The sequence below is a fragment of the Neisseria sp. HMSC70E02 genome (assembly GCF_001838645.1).
Classification (GTDB): domain Bacteria; phylum Pseudomonadota; class Gammaproteobacteria; order Burkholderiales; family Neisseriaceae; genus Neisseria; species Neisseria macacae.
Genome location: NZ_KV838078.1, coordinates 13,354 through 29,221, shown reverse-complemented (window position 1 = coordinate 29,221; position 15,868 = coordinate 13,354). Strand labels below are relative to the sequence as shown.

Annotated in this window: 15 protein-coding genes; 3 read left to right on the top strand and 12 right to left on the bottom strand. The window is 51.1% G+C overall.

Annotated elements, in window-relative coordinates:
* Positions 1–154: 154 nt before the first annotated feature.
* Together HMPREF3277_RS03760 and hemN are read right to left on the bottom strand one after the other, a co-directional pair.
* Entirely contained in the window at positions 155–487 is a 333-nt protein-coding gene (locus HMPREF3277_RS03760) for a hypothetical protein (protein WP_003776702.1), read from the bottom strand.
* Between the two features lie 129 nt (positions 488–616).
* Complete coding sequence (gene hemN, locus HMPREF3277_RS03755) at positions 617–2,038, bottom strand: oxygen-independent coproporphyrinogen III oxidase (RefSeq protein WP_070870086.1); 1,422 nt, start codon at positions 2,036–2,038, stop codon at positions 617–619.
* A 143-nt stretch (positions 2,039–2,181) separates the two neighbouring features.
* Between hemN and fnr the strand changes: the two genes are divergently transcribed.
* The 3 genes from fnr to HMPREF3277_RS03740 all read left to right on the top strand — a co-directional run bounded on the left by fnr (position 2,182) and on the right by HMPREF3277_RS03740 (position 6,048).
* Complete coding sequence (gene fnr / locus HMPREF3277_RS03750; protein ID WP_009311137.1) at positions 2,182–2,916, top strand: fumarate/nitrate reduction transcriptional regulator Fnr; 735 nt, start codon at positions 2,182–2,184, stop codon at positions 2,914–2,916.
* 79 nt (positions 2,917–2,995) lie between these two features.
* Positions 2,996–4,069: an MBL fold metallo-hydrolase gene (locus HMPREF3277_RS03745; RefSeq protein ID WP_070870085.1), complete on the top strand. Its 1,074-nt coding sequence runs from the start codon at positions 2,996–2,998 to the stop codon at positions 4,067–4,069.
* A gap of 386 nt (positions 4,070–4,455) precedes the next feature.
* Positions 4,456–6,048: an L-lactate permease gene (locus HMPREF3277_RS03740; RefSeq protein WP_070870084.1), complete on the top strand. Its 1,593-nt coding sequence runs from the start codon at positions 4,456–4,458 to the stop codon at positions 6,046–6,048.
* Between the two features lie 330 nt (positions 6,049–6,378).
* Here HMPREF3277_RS03740 and HMPREF3277_RS03735 read toward each other — a convergent pair whose 3' ends face one another.
* The 10 genes from HMPREF3277_RS03735 to HMPREF3277_RS03690 all read right to left on the bottom strand — a co-directional run bounded on the left by HMPREF3277_RS03735 (position 6,379) and on the right by HMPREF3277_RS03690 (position 15,825).
* On the bottom strand, positions 6,379–7,032 hold the full coding sequence (locus HMPREF3277_RS03735) for a cysteine hydrolase family protein (RefSeq protein ID WP_009311134.1): 654 nt from the start codon (positions 7,030–7,032) through the stop codon (positions 6,379–6,381).
* A gap of 599 nt (positions 7,033–7,631) precedes the next feature.
* Entirely contained in the window at positions 7,632–8,228 is a 597-nt protein-coding gene (locus HMPREF3277_RS14860; protein WP_070870083.1) for a DUF6630 family protein, read from the bottom strand.
* Positions 8,229–8,316: 88 nt separating this feature from the next.
* Positions 8,317–9,897: a bifunctional phosphoribosylaminoimidazolecarboxamide formyltransferase/IMP cyclohydrolase gene (gene purH / locus HMPREF3277_RS03725; protein ID WP_070870082.1), complete on the bottom strand. Its 1,581-nt coding sequence runs from the start codon at positions 9,895–9,897 to the stop codon at positions 8,317–8,319.
* A gap of 112 nt (positions 9,898–10,009) precedes the next feature.
* Entirely contained in the window at positions 10,010–10,438 is a 429-nt protein-coding gene (locus tag HMPREF3277_RS03720; protein ID WP_210401150.1) for a hypothetical protein, read from the bottom strand.
* A gap of 425 nt (positions 10,439–10,863) precedes the next feature.
* Positions 10,864–12,090 (bottom strand): chloride channel protein, encoded by a 1,227-nt coding sequence (locus HMPREF3277_RS03715; RefSeq protein ID WP_070870080.1) that lies wholly within the window; start codon positions 12,088–12,090, stop codon positions 10,864–10,866.
* A 55-nt stretch (positions 12,091–12,145) separates the two neighbouring features.
* Complete coding sequence (locus HMPREF3277_RS03710; RefSeq protein ID WP_070870079.1) at positions 12,146–12,967, bottom strand: hypothetical protein; 822 nt, start codon at positions 12,965–12,967, stop codon at positions 12,146–12,148.
* Positions 12,968–13,067: 100 nt separating this feature from the next.
* Positions 13,068–13,931, bottom strand: a complete 864-nt coding sequence (locus HMPREF3277_RS03705; RefSeq protein WP_070870078.1) for a DMT family transporter — start codon at positions 13,929–13,931, stop codon at positions 13,068–13,070.
* A 46-nt stretch (positions 13,932–13,977) separates the two neighbouring features.
* Positions 13,978–14,751 (bottom strand): glutamine amidotransferase-related protein, encoded by a 774-nt coding sequence (locus tag HMPREF3277_RS03700; RefSeq protein ID WP_070870077.1) that lies wholly within the window; start codon positions 14,749–14,751, stop codon positions 13,978–13,980.
* 31 nt (positions 14,752–14,782) lie between these two features.
* Complete coding sequence (locus HMPREF3277_RS03695) at positions 14,783–15,022, bottom strand: Fis family transcriptional regulator (RefSeq protein WP_003761869.1); 240 nt, start codon at positions 15,020–15,022, stop codon at positions 14,783–14,785.
* A 179-nt stretch (positions 15,023–15,201) separates the two neighbouring features.
* Complete coding sequence (locus tag HMPREF3277_RS03690; RefSeq protein ID WP_070870076.1) at positions 15,202–15,825, bottom strand: LysE family translocator; 624 nt, start codon at positions 15,823–15,825, stop codon at positions 15,202–15,204.
* Positions 15,826–15,868 lie beyond the last annotated feature (43 nt).

The following is a 15,868-nucleotide window of genomic DNA, read 5'->3' as shown; positions in this document are numbered from 1 at the left end:
TTTCCGTCCAAACACGACATATATCTCGTAGGGTTTCTATATAAGACGTAAGACAATAAACAGCAGAACGCGTAAGAATTTTACTATAACCCGTTTTAAGAACAAATCAATTTGATTTTCAGACGACCTATGCCCTACCCCAACCGTCTGGATTTTATGACTCAAGCAGTTTACGCAAAGACTGATTGTTGTATTTGATATCGGCAATCATTCGGTCGTATTGGTGCATTCTACGGAGCGATCGGGTTATCAGATAGACCGAGAAAAAAATCAAACTGATGTTCATCAAACTGACCAACACAAGCAAAGGCCAAACATCCACAGCCTCGTACCATTTCGATGTCGCAATCAGCGCGCTGAAAATAGACAACGGCAACGCAAAAACAGCAATACCCGTGCGCATGACAGCGAGTGCCGTGCGTTTTTCAGCAAGGAGAAGCTGCACTTGATTGATGCTGAGGATATCGTTTTGCTGTTCGGTAATCATAGGGCGCATCTAGAACAAATTGACTTGAATCACGGCAAACCGGCAAATATGGTTTGATGTTACCCGAAAGTCTTGAAAATAAAAACAAAGGTCGTCTGAAAATTTTCAGACGACCTTTGCTATTCCTCTTTACACCGTTTGCGAATATTGGGCTTTGGTTTCCCTGTGGCGCAGGTGGTAGTCGAATACCATGGCGATGTTGCGTATCAGGAAGCGGCCTTTGGGGGTAACGGTCATCCCGTGCGGTTTCAGGCGAACGAGTCCGAGGGAGGCGAGTTGCTCCAAGTCGGCAAGTTCGTCTTTGAAATAGCGGTCGAACGGAATACCGAATACGCTTTCGTAGATTCGGTAATCCAAGGCGAAGCGGCACATCAAATCTTGGATGATATTGCGGCGCAAAAGGTCGTCCTGATTGAGCTGGTAGCCGCGCATGATGGGCAGGTGTCCTGCATCAAGCGCAGCATAGTAGGCGTCGATGTCGCGTTCGTTTTGGGAGTAGGTGCTGCCGATTTTGCCGATGGAAGATACGCCGATGGCGACCAAATCGCAGTCCGCGTAGGTTGAGTAACCTTGGAAGTTGCGCTGGAGGAAGCCTTCTTTGAGGGCGATGGAAAGTTCGTCATCGGGTTTGGCGAAGTGGTCCATACCGATAAAGACGTAACCGCGTTCGGTCAGGGTTTGGACGCAGTATTGCAGCATATCGAGTTTTTCTTCGCTGCCGGGAACGGCTTCGGTATCGATACGGCGTTGCGGCTTGAAGATATGCGGCAGATGGGCATAGTGATAAAGGGCAAGGCGGTCGGGATCGAGCGACAATACGGTGTCGATGGTGGTTTTGATGCTTTCGGCAGTTTGGTGTGGCAGGCCGTAAATCAAATCGACGCTGACGGATTTGAACCCTGCTTCGCGGGCGGCATCAATAACTTCTTTGGTTTCATCGTAGCTTTGGATGCGGTTGACCGCTTCCTGAACTTTAGGATCAAAATCCTGAATACCGACGCTCATGCGGTTGAAGCCGAGCTTGCCGAGCATGAGGACGGTTTCGCGGCTGACTTTGCGCGGGTCGATTTCGATGGAGTATTCGCCGCCGGGGATAAGTTGGAAATGTTTGCGTATCATGCGGAATACGCGTTCGATTTGGTCGTCGCTCAAGAAAGTCGGTGTACCGCCGCCGAAGTGCAGTTGGGCGAGCTGATGCCGTCCGCCCAGATGCGGGGCGAGCAGCTCCATTTCTTTTTCAAGGTATTCGATGTAGGCATCGGCGCGGCTTTTGTCTTTGGTGATGATTTTATTGCAGCCGCAGTAGTAACAAATGGTGTTGCAGAAGGGGATGTGGATATAAAGCGAAAGGGGCTTGTTCAAAGCCCCCATACCGCGCTGATTCAAGGCATTGATATATTCGGCTTCGCGAAATCCGTCATGAAAACGGTCGGCTGTCGGGTAGGAAGTGTAGCGCGGACCGCTGGAAGGAAGGCTGGCGATGAGTTCGCGGTCGAACTCAGGCTTGTCATTGTTTCTATTGTGATTATTTTGTATTGGTATTACTTTCATGGCGTGTGCGTGATTAGAGTAATGATGTTAGGCAATTTTCGGATAGTTTGGTAGAATGCCACAGTATGATAAACCTGTCTTGATATGTGTCAATAACTTACGTAATCATGACAGGATAAAAACCTTAATTTTAAGGGTGTTTTATGACCACACACAATGCTATGCATCAGATGAAAACCCTGTGTTCTTCCTGTTCGCTGCGTGAACTCTGCCTGCCTGTCGGGCTTTTGCCCAATGAGTTTGCACAATTGGACGCGGTCATCCGACAGAGCCGCCGCTTGAAGAAGGGTGAATATCTGTTCCGCACCGGTGAGCCTTTCGCGTCGCTGTTTGCCATCCGTGCCGGTTTTTTCAAAACCACGGTTGCCAGTCAGGACGGTCGCGATCAGGTTACCGGCTTTTTTATGTCCGGCGAACTCATCGGCATGGACGGCATTTGCTCCCATGTCCACAGCTGCGACGCGGTGGCTTTGGAAGACAGCGAAGTGTGTGAGCTGCCCTTCACCCACATCGAAGAGCTGGGACACAACATCCCCAGTCTGAGAAGTCATTTTTTCCGGTTGATGAGCCGCGAAATCGTGCGCGACCAAGGCGTGATGCTGCTTTTGGGCAATATGCGCGCCGAAGAACGTCTGGCGGCGTTTTTGCTTAACCTGTCCCAACGCCTTTACTCGCGCGGATTTGCCGCCAACGATTTCATCCTGCGGATGTCGCGCGAAGAAATCGGCAGCTATTTGGGGCTGAAACTGGAAACCGTCAGCCGCACGCTGTCCAAGTTCCACCACGAAGGCTTGATTTCGGTCGAACACAAACACATCAAAATCCTCGACTCGCAAGCCCTCAAAAAAATGGTGTCCGGCTGTTCGCACGCCATCTGATGGATACCGAGACCATTTTCAAACAGAACCCAAGGTCGTCTGAAAAAATTTCAGACGACCTTCTTCATAAAAACCAATTATGAAACACAAGAAAAAACTCATTGCCTTGACCGCTGTCTGCGCCCTGCTCGCCTACTGGCTCTATCCCGACCAACATCCCGTTTACCCCGCAAGCGACCATTACGACCCGAAAACGCAAACCTTCTTCAACCCCGAACCGCAGCAGAAACCGACCGGCCTGACCGGCGCATTTTGGAAGATCCTGACCGACCCGCAGGCAACGCGCCCGCCCAAACCTCTGCCTACCGTCAAACCCGATTGGCAAACCTTCCTCGCCGCACCCGAAGGAAAAAGCCGCTTCGTCTGGTTCGGACATTCCACCCTATTGATGCGGATCGGCGGGCAAACCGTCATTACCGACCCCGTTTTCGGCAATTCCGTCTCCCCCATCCCCATCACCATGAAACGCTTCCAGCCTGCGCCCGCAGAAATCGACGAACTGCCGCCCGTCGATGTCATCCTGATTTCACACAGCCACTACGATCACCTCGAAAAAGACAGTGTGCAGGCACTCAATTCAAAAGGCAACAGCCATTTCATCGTCTCACTCGGTATGGGCGTACTGCTGAAAAAATGGGGCGTGCCGCAAGAGCGCATTACCGAACTCGATTGGTGGCAAAGCACCGAACGCAACGGCATCCGCTACACCGCACTACCTGCCCGTCACGATTCATCCCGAACCCTGACCGACCACAACCAAGCCCTGTGGTCCAGCTTTGCCATCGAACACGGCAGCGAAAAATTCTATTTTCACGGCGACTCGGCACAAGGCAGCCATTTCGACAAAATCGCCGAAAAATTCAACGGGTTCGATATCGCGTTCATCGAAAACGGGCAATACAGCGAACATTGGCCCAACAACCACCTCTTCCCAGAGCAAACCGCCCGCTATGCCGCGCAGCTTGCCCCCAAACGCTTCATGCCCATCCACTGGGGCGCCTACGCCATGGCACTGCACGCTTGGAACGAACCCCTGCTGCAAAGCCTCCCGCAGGCACGCAGCTTGGGCGTGAATCCGCTGACCCCGCTGATGGGGCAAGTCTTCGATGCCGATACCGCCACGCAAGACTGGTTTGCCGAACCTTTACAATAAAGCTGCCTAAAGGTCGTCTGAAAACAAATACAGCACATTCATCAGGGTATAAATACCGACGGAGCAGAAGCTGTTTTCAGACGACCTTTTTTGAATTTACCTGTTGCAGCATTTCCAACATTTCTCTCCTTCTCCCGCTTATCCGTTTTGCAATATTCTGATAATAAAAAACTAATTTCCCCTCAGCCGAAAACCTTATTTTGCAACGCGCGGTTCGCGTATAAATCACTTGACCGATTACATCGTATTACGTAAAGTATGCGGCATTCTTTTGAATTGGTATTACCAATTTATTTGGTAATTACTCTCAGATTAAGGTTCGGTATCTCTCCCGCATCCGACATCATGATAAAAATTGATAAACAACGCCGATTTAAGGATTCACCATGGCACTATTCCTCAGCATTTTTCCCATCATCCTGCTGATTTGGCTGATGGTTAAGAAAAACAGTATGCCTTCCTATATTGCGCTGCCGATTACCGCCGCGCTGATTTACGCCATCAAGCTGTTTTATTTCAAAGACGACGCTATGCTGCTCAACGCAACCGCAGCGTCCGGACTGGTTTCCACATTGACGCCGATTACCGTGATTTTCGGTGCGATCATGTTCAACCGTATGATGGAAACCACCGGCTGTATCGACATTATCCGCAAATGGCTGGCAACCATCAGCCCGAACCCCGTGGCGCAGTTGATGATTATCGGCTGGGCGTTCGCCTTTATGATTGAGGGTGCATCCGGCTTCGGTACGCCTGCTGCGATTGCCGCCCCGATTCTGATGAGTTTGGGTTTCAACCCGTTGAAAGTGGCGATTTTTACGCTGGTCATGAACTCCGTGCCGGTATCTTTCGGCGCGGTGGGTACACCGACTTGGTTCGGTTTTGCGCCATTAAACCTGAGTCCCGAAAACATCTTGGCTATCGGCAGACAAACCGGCGTGATGCACTTCTTCGCAGGCTTCGTCATTCCCGTCATCGGCTTGAGCTTCATCGTGCCTTGGTCTGAAATCCGTAAAAACTTAGGCTTCATCGGCATCGCCGTCTTCTCTTGTACCATTCCTTATGTTGCATTGGCGATGGTTAACGAAGAATTCCCATCACTCGTTGCCGGCGCAATCGGTCTGATGGTATCCGTATTCGCCGCCAACCACGGCTGGGGCTTAAGCAAAGACCATCCGAAAGACCCGAATGCCGAAAAAGTACCTTTCGCCCAAGTCGCCAAAGCACTTGCCCCCCTGGGTATGCTTATCGGTATGCTGGTGGTTACCCGTATCAAACAGCTCGGCATTAAAGGCCTGCTGACCAGCAAAGAAGAATGGTTCAGCTTCCAACTGCCGTTTGATTTGAGCAAAATCACCGTCAGCGACTCTTTGACCATTACCTTCGGCAATATTTTCGGACAAGGTGTCAATGCGTCTTACCAAACCCTCTACGTTCCCGCATGGATTCCGTTTGTCTTTACCGTTTGGATTTGTATCCTGCTTTATAAAACCAAATTCAAAGATGCATGGGCTTTCTACGCTGCAACGTTCAACCAAACCAAAAAACCGCTGCTTGCCTTGATGGGCGCGCTGATTATGGTTCAACTGATGATGGTCGGCGGCGACGACTCCATGGTGAAAATCATCGGTAAAGAGTTTGCCGCGATGGCAGGCGAACACTGGGTTTACTTCTCCCCTTACCTTGGCGCTATCGGTGCATTCTTCTCCGGTTCGAACACCGTATCCAACCTGACATTCGGCCCGATTCAACAGCAAATCGCCCTTGATACCGGCCTGTCCGTGACCCTCATCCTCGCCCTGCAATCCGTCGGTGGCGCAATGGGCAACATGGTCTGCATCAACAACATCATCGCCGTATGTACCGTACTGGACGTGAAAAACGCCGAAGGTGCGATTATCAAGAAAACCGTCATCCCCATGGCGATTTACGGTGTGATTGCTGTCGCCATAGCAATTATTTTCTTCCCTCTAAGGTAAGCACCTTGTAACGCAAGAAGAGGTCGTCTGAAAAAATGTTCAGACGACCTTTTTTATGAAGCAAACAGTTAGTCAATACTCCCCTTCCCTACCAGATTATAGTGGAATTAACATAAATCAGGACAAGGCGACGAAGCCGTAGACAGTACAGATAGTACGGAACCGATTCACTTGGTGCTTCAGCACCTTAGAGAATCGTTCTCTTTGAGCTAAGGCGAGGCAACACCGTCCTGGTTTAAAGTTAAGCCACTATAAAAAATGCAGATAAAAAAACGGGCCGCCAAAAGGCGACCCTAAGAAACTCTTGCAGCTGGGAGTAATAGCAAGAGATTACGACACTTTAACCTGGTTTATGCCGGAGAAACGACGCATCAGCTCTGGAATGGCTTCGGCATTTGAAGCAACAGTGATGCCCATTTTCCGCATTTGGTAGATAGTCTCGATGGTGCTTTCAGGCGCATAGCCGTGGCAGGCACCGAGATTGACAATAATATGAAGATTATCGCTGTACCAAGACAATTGCTTGGCCGTATTGGCGACAGTTTCTTCGATGGCCAATCCGCCAATAATGACAGTATCGGCTTTTTGTTCGTGCAGCCATTCCAACAGACCTGTGCTATTTGCCTCATTGGCTTCATGAAAACAAGCACCGTGAACATGCTTACCGCTTAATTCGAGCGCATGATCGTAATCTGCCGGAGAGGGCAAGCCTTGGAGCAAATGCGTCCCGCGACAACCTCCGGCGCATTGGCTGAAAAAACCGGACGGTCGGCCGAACATGACACCGTTGCGATTGACGACGGTCGCACAAATGCTCTCCGGATCAATGCTCACATTCTCAATTAAAACCCTTTTATCTGCCAACGCTGCCTGGCGGTTAAGTTCATTAACCATATTTTCCGGACGCAACAAAAAATGGGTTGCATTAGCAGCCATACAGGTAAAGCGAAATTGCGGTTGGATGTCGATTGCAACGGTAGTCATAAGATATGGCTCTCTATATTTAATTCTGCAAACAGAATCAGGATTGCTCCGTTCAATCACTGACCAGACAAATGGTTTAATTTAACGATAATCGGTGTATTTATGATGAACGGTATAATATCAGGATAATCGTTGTATAGCTAGTAAATATTTTAAGATTTGTAACAATACTCGCAGTAAATATAATTTTTGTTGTATTTAAGGTTAACACTCTAATCAATTATCATTTTTAAGCGATTATTTTTATTCATTAATTTTTTATTAATTCCATGATTTCCCTGTATTTTCAAAATATGGGACACCATGAATAAAACTGTTGTTTAAAAGAAAAATATGCCTCTAGAAAGCAAAAATTGTTGGCAATATCCCTATCGCAAGCTGATTTTGCTCCCCAATGGTAAAAATAAACGGTACAAAAACCTTGCCGAATCCGACAAACGCAGGCTCAAACAAATTAAACGCGCAACACAGTTTCTACCCGTGTTGCGCGTTTTATAGTGGATTAACTTTAAACCAGTACGGCAAGGCGAGGCAACGCCGTATTGGTTTAAAGTTAATCCACTATATTATCACCCCCCGCTCATCGCGAACGGGACAAATCAACAAATCTCCACTTCCAAATCCAAGCGTCGTGCCGTTGCCTGTACTGCTTCAATATCATCCAGCCAAAAAATCGCAAACAGGTAACAATCATCGCCTGTCTGTACGTCACACAACACCAAACCATCCTTCTCCAATGCCGCTTGCACATAGGGAAACAGTTCTTCACTATAAGTCTCTTCGGGATATTCCCATTCCCATTCATCCCAACCTAATAGATCTTGGACAATCGCCTCCATCTCTTCCGGTTCGAATTTCCAATCCGAACGCCATGTTGCGCCATATCTTTCCAAGACGCAAAAGATGTCCGCCCACTCTTCCCCATACCCCAAGTCCTCCATTGACTCTTCATTTTCATCTACACGGATATAAAAATTCTTAACCTGTTCCAGCTCCGCACCGGAACCATCGTCATTCTCCCCTGAAGGCCATCCCCTCTTCCGTAACGTAGCCCAAAGGCTTTCTTGAATCTGATAAACCCATTCGCCCCGCTGCAAAACAGCCAAATCGTCTTCCGTCACTTCCAACCATTTAAACAATGCCCACAAATCCGCTTTTTGTTCAGGCGTAGCAGGATAGAAAATTGCTTCGTCCATGTCGTGTTCCTAATATCAAAATACAAAAACAGGTCGTCTGAAAACGGTTAAACATTTTCAGACGACCTTTGCTTCAATCAAACTTGAATCAATGCCTAAAATGGCGAACGCCCGTTACCACCATGGCAATACCGTGTTCGTCCGCCGCGTCAAAGACTTCCTGATCGCGCATCGAGCCTGCGGGGTGGATGATGGCTTTGATGCCCTGTTCGGCGATGACGTCCACGCCGTCGCGGAAGGGGAAGAAGGCATCGGAGGCGGCACACGCGCCGTTTAAGTCTAGGCCTGCGTCCTGCGCTTTGCGGGCGGCGATGCGGGTGCTGTCCACACGGCTCATTTGGCCTGCGCCGATGCCGTAGGTTTGACCGCCTTTGCCGAAGACGATGGCGTTGGATTTGACGTATTTTGCGACGTTCCAGACAAACAGCAAATCGTTCCATTCCTGCTCGGTCGGTTGGCGTTTGGAGACGACTTTCAAATCGGCGCGGCTGATGCGGCGGATGTCGGGCGTTTGTACCAATAATCCGCCGCCGACGCGTTTGAGTTCGAAGCGGTTCGCGCCTGCTTCGAGCGGAACTTCCAATACGCGCACGTTTTTCTTGGCGGCGGCGATTTCGAGGGCTTCGGCGGTAAATTTCGGCGCCATCAAGACTTCCATAAATTGGTTGTCGGTAATTTGTTTGACGGTTTCGCCGTCCACTTCGCGGTTGAAGGCGATGATGCCGCCGAACGCGCTGGTAGTGTCGGTGGCGTAGGCGAGTTTGTAGGCAGTCAAGGTATCGGCTGCGACGGCGACGCCGCACGGATTGGCGTGTTTCACAATCACGCAGGCGGGCGCGTCGAAGGATTTGACGGCTTCCCAAGCGGCATCGGCATCGGCGATGTTGTTGTACGACAATTCTTTGCCTTGCAGTTGTTTGTAGGCGGAAAGGCTGCCTGCGGCGGGGTACACATCGCGGTAGAACGCGGCGCGTTGGTGCGGGTTTTCGCCGTAGCGCATGTCTTGTACTTTAATCCAGCTTTGGTTGAACTGGCTGGGGAATTCACCGATTTCGGGCGTGCCGCTCAAGACGTCGTCTGAAAGCGAGGTCAGGTAGTTGGAAATCATGCCGTCGTATTGGGCGGTGTGGCTGAACGCTTTGCGCGACAGGTTGAAGCGGGTTTTGTCGCTCAACGCGCCGCCGTTGGCTTCCATTTCGGCGGCGATGGCGGGGAAGTCGGCGGTGTCGGTAACGATGGCGACGTGTTTCCAGTTTTTCGCGGCGGAGCGCACCATGGTCGGGCCGCCGATGTCGATGTTTTCAATCGCATCTTCCAGCGTGCAGTTTGGTTTGGCGATGGTGGCGGCGAAGGGGTAAAGGTTGACGCAAACGAGGTCGATGTTGCCGATGCCGTGCTCTTCCATCTTGGCGACGTGTTCGCCCAAATCGCGCCGCCCCAAAATACCGCCGTGGATTTTCGGATGCAGCGTTTTCACGCGGCCGTCGAGCATTTCGGGGAAACCGGTGTAGTCGGCGACTTCAATCACGGGAACGCCCGCATCGGCAAGCAGCTTCGCCGTGCCGCCGGTGGAGAGGATTTCGACACCGAGTTTGTGCAGGGTTTGGGCAAATTCGACTGCGCCTGTCTTGTCGGACAGGCTGATCAGGGCGCGTTTGATGGAAGGCATGGGGATTCCTTTTTTTGAAGGTTTAATCGATACACGCTGCTAGCGCAAAAATGAAACAAAATTTGATGAGATGTTTAGCTCCGATGGCGTTCTCTTGGGCAATTCAATAAATTTATACCTTGCGGCAAGCCATATCTTGACTCTCTCCCTGCATACGGACGCTTAGGCTGTCATTCCCGATTTTTTTAACCTGCATTTGCGATTTATCTGATTTACCAATGTCGTTTCTCATCTGGGTAAACATTTCCTTATCCACTTTACGCCACAGAATGGTGCGAATTTTAGCTGTACTATGTTGTCTTTGAACATCGGTGATTTTAATATTCAAACCAATTTTTCCTCCGTCCAACGTCCAAGTACCATCTGCAAAATTCCGATAAACTAAGGTTTCATCATCAGGTGAAGGAAAATTCATATCCACAATCACGCTTACTTTTTGCCCACTGCCAAAAGTAAACGTCATCGGAGTTTTATCATTGGCAACGCACTGCCATTTACCGAGTAGTTGCGCTTCTTGAACAACAACAGGTTTTGCCAACACAGGCGCAGCAGCAAAGGCAGCAAGAAGAAAAATCAGGTGTTTTTTTTTGCATAACAGTTTCTTTCTATAAAATCGTGAGTGAATAAGCTACTTTCTTAGTTTTCCAACTGCCTTATACAAGTTTGAAGACACTGGCGGTCAGTTTGACAGAATACGTCTTCAATCTTGGCAAAACATTATGGGATGAATTTTCAGGGCGGTATTATCCCCTAGTTTCGGGTTTTTGGCAGCAGTTTTCTGGAAATATTGTTGACAATTTTCTAGAAAAAAGGTCGTCTGAATTGATTTTCAGACGACCTTTCTGCCTTTCCCTTCCACTATATTGCCTGCATAAGGCTAACGATTCAGATACGCCCGTCCTGCGGCTGACAGCTCGGACAAAACCCGCGCCGACGGTTTTCAGACGACCCTTTTCCCCGCCCTGCTTATTCAAACCCCATTTTCCTTGCCGTTGCCACTGCACCCGCCATCGTGATACACAAAGGCATCAGCAGGGCGGCGGGGGCGTAGGTGAGTTCGAGGATAAAGACTATGGCGGTCAGGGGCATTTTGAGGGAAACGCCGAGAAATGCCGCCGCGCCGATGACGGCGGCACTTTCAGACGACATGGCGGGAAAGAAGGTGTTCCACGCGGCTGCGGCGGCGAAGGCGATGGTGCTGCCGAGCATCATGGACGGGGTAATCAGCCCGCCGTATGCGCCTGCGGCGAGTGCGAGCAGGACGACGAACCATTTGACGGCGGTCATTTCCAAGCTGTACCGCCAGTCGGTCATGCCGCCGAACGTAAGCTGGTTGCCCGCCTTGCCGTTGCCCAGTATTTCGGGAAACCAAACGGAAACGATGCCGATAAAGGCAAACAAGGCAATCGCCAAAGGAATGATTTTCGGGTCGTTGCGCTTGAGGAAGGGAAATTTTTTGGCACTGCGCTGAAACCATACCGCCGTTGGGCCCAAAACGGGACCGATGGCGGCGGCAAACCACAGCAGCGGGATGTTCACATCGAGATAGACGGGATGGTATTGCTGCACGTCGCCCAAGCCGATGCGGGCGACGGCGGTGGCGGTGACGGAAGTCAGCAATGCGGCGGCTACTGCCTGTTGCGTCCAAATGCCCAACATGGCTTCGAGGATGAAAAGTGTGGAGGCGAGCGGGACGTTATAGACCGCCGCCAAACCTGCACCCGACGCGCAGGCGAGCAGCAGGCGCATTTCATCCTCGTCCAAACCCAAACGCCTGCCACCGACGGATGCAAACGCGGCGGTCATTTCACGCGGGGCGACTTCGCGTCCGAGCGGGGAACCGAGTCCGACGGTGATGATTTGCAGCAGCGCATGGGAAACGGTGGTCAAAAACGGCAGCCCCTGCAAGGGCTGCTTCAAGGCTGCCTTGATTTCGATTTGCGGTCTGCCGAAACGTTTGAGCGACCACCAGCCGAACCCTACCGCGACGCCGCACAAAATCAATACGAGGATACGGCGTTCAGACGACGTTTGAACCACGCCTTCCCGAAAGGAAACATGCCCGCCGCCCGTGCCGTAACTGTAAGCCGTGTGCTGGATAAAGTGCATAAGCTCCGTCAAGGCAATGCCGACCATACCGCCGACGATGCCGGTGAGGATGAGGGCTATCCAAAGTTTGTGCGTATGTTTCATGGGGATTTTGTTTTTGAGACAGGGTTCGGCAGTTTCGTTAAAAAATCAAACGGCCTCAATATTTAATATTGAGCGGATAGCTTTTCGGCGCAACGTGTGTCTTGCCGTTGTAAGGAATCGCATATTTCTGATTTTTATAACGTTTTTTGCCACCCACCCCCTGCACCGTTGCGCTTAATGCCCAAACGCCTGAGACTGAAGGACGGCTTTTGTCCAAGGTAATTTTCGCATCGATGCTGGTATAGCTGTTTTCACAATTACGTTTTTCCCGCCCTTTGTATTCATCACAATTGCCATAATGTGCGCCATTATCTCTACCGTTGATAATGAAGCTTTTACGGACACGGTTGCTGTTATCGGTAAACAGGAAATTTTCTCCGGTCATCGTTTCGCCCTGACCTGTATAGCCTGATTCGACAGTGTAGCCCCAGTTTTGCTCACCCATTTGGACAAACCGCCAATCCTTATTCTCCGGCACATCCCCCCATGCGCCGATTTCATCGCTTCCATGTTGTTTGATTGCCCACTTTCCGTCTGTTTTTTCCAAAACAAACAATTCCGCCAGACCCGAAGAAGCATGCGCGTCCCGTTTGACTTTGAGCTTCATATCGTAGGCAAAACCCGTGTACAACACATAGCGCGTAGGCGTGCCGTTGCGGGTAACGGCATGGTCGGCAACGGGGTTCATGCAATACATAATATTGTCAGATGCTGTCTCACTGTCTTTCGGCGGCTCAGTAAGCTGACAGTTGTGCGCCGCAAGCGGTCGGTTGTAATACTGGGCAATAGCTGCTTGGACGGCAGCTTTGTCGTTATTGGGCGCAGCCGATGCCAAAACGGGGCAGGCGGCAAGCAGCAGGGCAATCATATATTTCATCGAAAATCTCCTGATATTTTTAAAACCACATTAAAACAAGATACTCGCGTACCTTCTCAGGTCGTCTGAAAACCCGATTCACACGTTTTCAGACGACCCCTTACGCATTCTTTCCTCTGTTCGACAGCCATCCTGCGACAAACGTCGCGGCGATGACGATGAACACGCCCAAAGCGGACACGGCGGACAAATGTTCGCCCAGAATCCATACCGCCATGATGACGCCGACGACGGGTTCGAGCGAAATCAAGAGGCCGGAGACATTGGCAGGGACTTTGTTCATGCCTTTGTTCCATAAGAGATAGGCAAGCCAACTGCATCCCACCCCCAAATACAAAACCGCCAGCACGCCGCCCCACGACCAGTGGACTTCATAGCTCTGAGCCAACACCAGCGAAAACGGTAGGCACAACAACGCCGCCGCCGCCATGGAAGCAGAAGTAAATGCAGGCGCGCCGATGCGGGCAATCATCTGCTGGCTCGGCCGTATCACGCCGGCGAAACCGAATCCGGCAAGCAGAATCAGCAAACAGCCGAACCAATCGACCGCGCCGCCCTCTTCCGCACCGCCCAGCACCATCATCCCGATGCCGGCAAACGCCGCCGCCCCGCAAATCCAGTGGTAAATCTTGGCTTTATCGTTAAAAACGAAATGACCGACAAACACTACCAGCAAGGGTTCCAGCCCGACCATGGTAATCGCGCTGGCGGCGGACGTGTATTTCAAGCCGATAAACTGAAGCAGCAACACCACGACGTAGTTGATAAAGGCAATACACAACAACGGCTTCCACTCGCGGCGCGGAATCTTGCTGAAATGGCGGTAACAGGAAGGCAGCACCATCAACGCGGCAATCAACAGCCGCGCCTCGACCATCAGCGCGGCATCAAGCATCTCGTAAGTATATTTGGCGGCGATAAACGAGCTACCCCAAATCAATAAGGAGAGTATTTGGTAAATCATGGCTCAAGTCGTCGGATAAAAGGATGCACTGATGAAAGGCAGGACATCACGCCCCACCCTGCCCCGATTCGGTCAGCGAATCCAAAAAGGCAAAGAGTTTCGCGTTCATCTGCGTAAAATCGAAACGCTCGATTTCATCGGGATGCTGCACATAAGCCTGCGTCCTGCTTTGCGCCGCCAAGTTTTCGCGCCCGTCGGCGGCAATCAAGAGGCCGACGGCGGCGCGGTCGAATTCCAAATGCGCCTGAAACGCATAATGCTTGGGTGAGAAGCGGACAATCTGGCGCGGACAGCCTTTGCTCGCCGCCAATACTGCCGCCCCATCCGTCAGTCCGGGCATATCCCCGTGCCAATGCCCCGCAAGGAAAGACGCGCCCAACAAGGCGGTATGCGGGTCGTTCAAACCTTCCTGCGTCAACTCGACCGGATACACGCCGATTTCGCGGTGCGGGCTGCGCCCGTGCCGTGCGCCGTAGGCGACGGATAAAAGCTGCGCGCCCAAGCACACGCCGACAATGTACTTGTCCGCCGCCACCGCCTGACGCATCAGGCACAGCTCGGCTTCAGGGTCGTAATACGGAAAAGCCTGCCTGTCTTCATCGGGCGACTGCGGTCCGCCCATGACAATCAGAAAATCGATACCGTCCGCGTTTTCAGGCAACGCTTCCGACTCATAAACCTTAGTCAACGCCGTACGATGCCCGCGCGACCGCGCCCAATCCCAATACGCGCCCGGCACTTCAAAATCCTCGTGCAGGATGAAATGGACGTTCAGCGTTTTCCCCCGCGTACCGCCGTCATGGCGAAGTTCCTGCTTCATCAGTTTTCTCCCTTTGCAACAAGACCGATATTTACAGCAAACCGTGTTGCAACAGTTTCTTACGCAGCGTATTGCGGTTCAACCCCAAAATCACCGCCGCTTTGGACTGATTGCCGCCGCATTGTTCCATCACGCACGCAAGCATCGGCTTTTCCACTTGGTGCAACACCATATCGTACACGCCGCAAGGCTCCGTACCGTTCAAGTCTTTGAAATACTGTTGCAAATTCTGTTCAACGCATTGCGCAATATCGGGGATGGGTTGTTTCATAACATATCCTCCTTCGTTGTTTTTAAAGATGACAGGTCGTCTGAAACGGGGTTCAGACGACGTTTGTTGAGTTTGAATTAAATAGATTGTTTTTTATTTCGATAAAACTGTGTTTTCAGACGACCTAATATTGCCGCCATTTCCGGATAAGAATCATCCTGTTGACCCGACGGCCCAAGCTACCCGCTGATAACCTTAATCCCCAGCAAAGCCAACGCTCCGCCGCAAAATCGGTCTATCCAATGACCGAAACGCTGAAAACGTTTGCTCACGGCAGGGGCGGACAACATCAGCGCGACAAGGCCGAGCCAAACGAACAGCATCAGCGCCATCCATACGCCGTAAACCCCCATCTGCCACATCGGCGTATCCGGCGACAATACGACGGTAAACAGCGACAGCATATACACGACCGCCTTCGGGTTCAGCACATTACACAACACCCCGCGCCATATCGTTTTCCATGTCGGTTCGTCCGCCAAATGGTCCTTACGGATTTCGACCGTCCCGCCCGCAGCTTTCGCGCGCAAACCTTTATAGCCGATATACAGCAGATACAGGCCGCCGACGATTTTGACCGCGGTCAGAAGCGGAGCAGACTGAGCCACCAGCGTAACCAAACCGAGTACGGAATAAATAATGTGGATACCGAATCCCAACGCAATGCCCAGCGCGGTCAACATTCCGGCAGCCCGCCCCCGGCTCAACGCCTGCTGCGAAACGAGTACAAAATCGGGACCGGGCGACATGCACGCCAAAAAATGTACGCCGGTGATAATCCAAAAGCCATGCCAAAAAGTCATACTGAAGCCTTTTGTATAGTGGATTAAATTTAAATCAGGACAA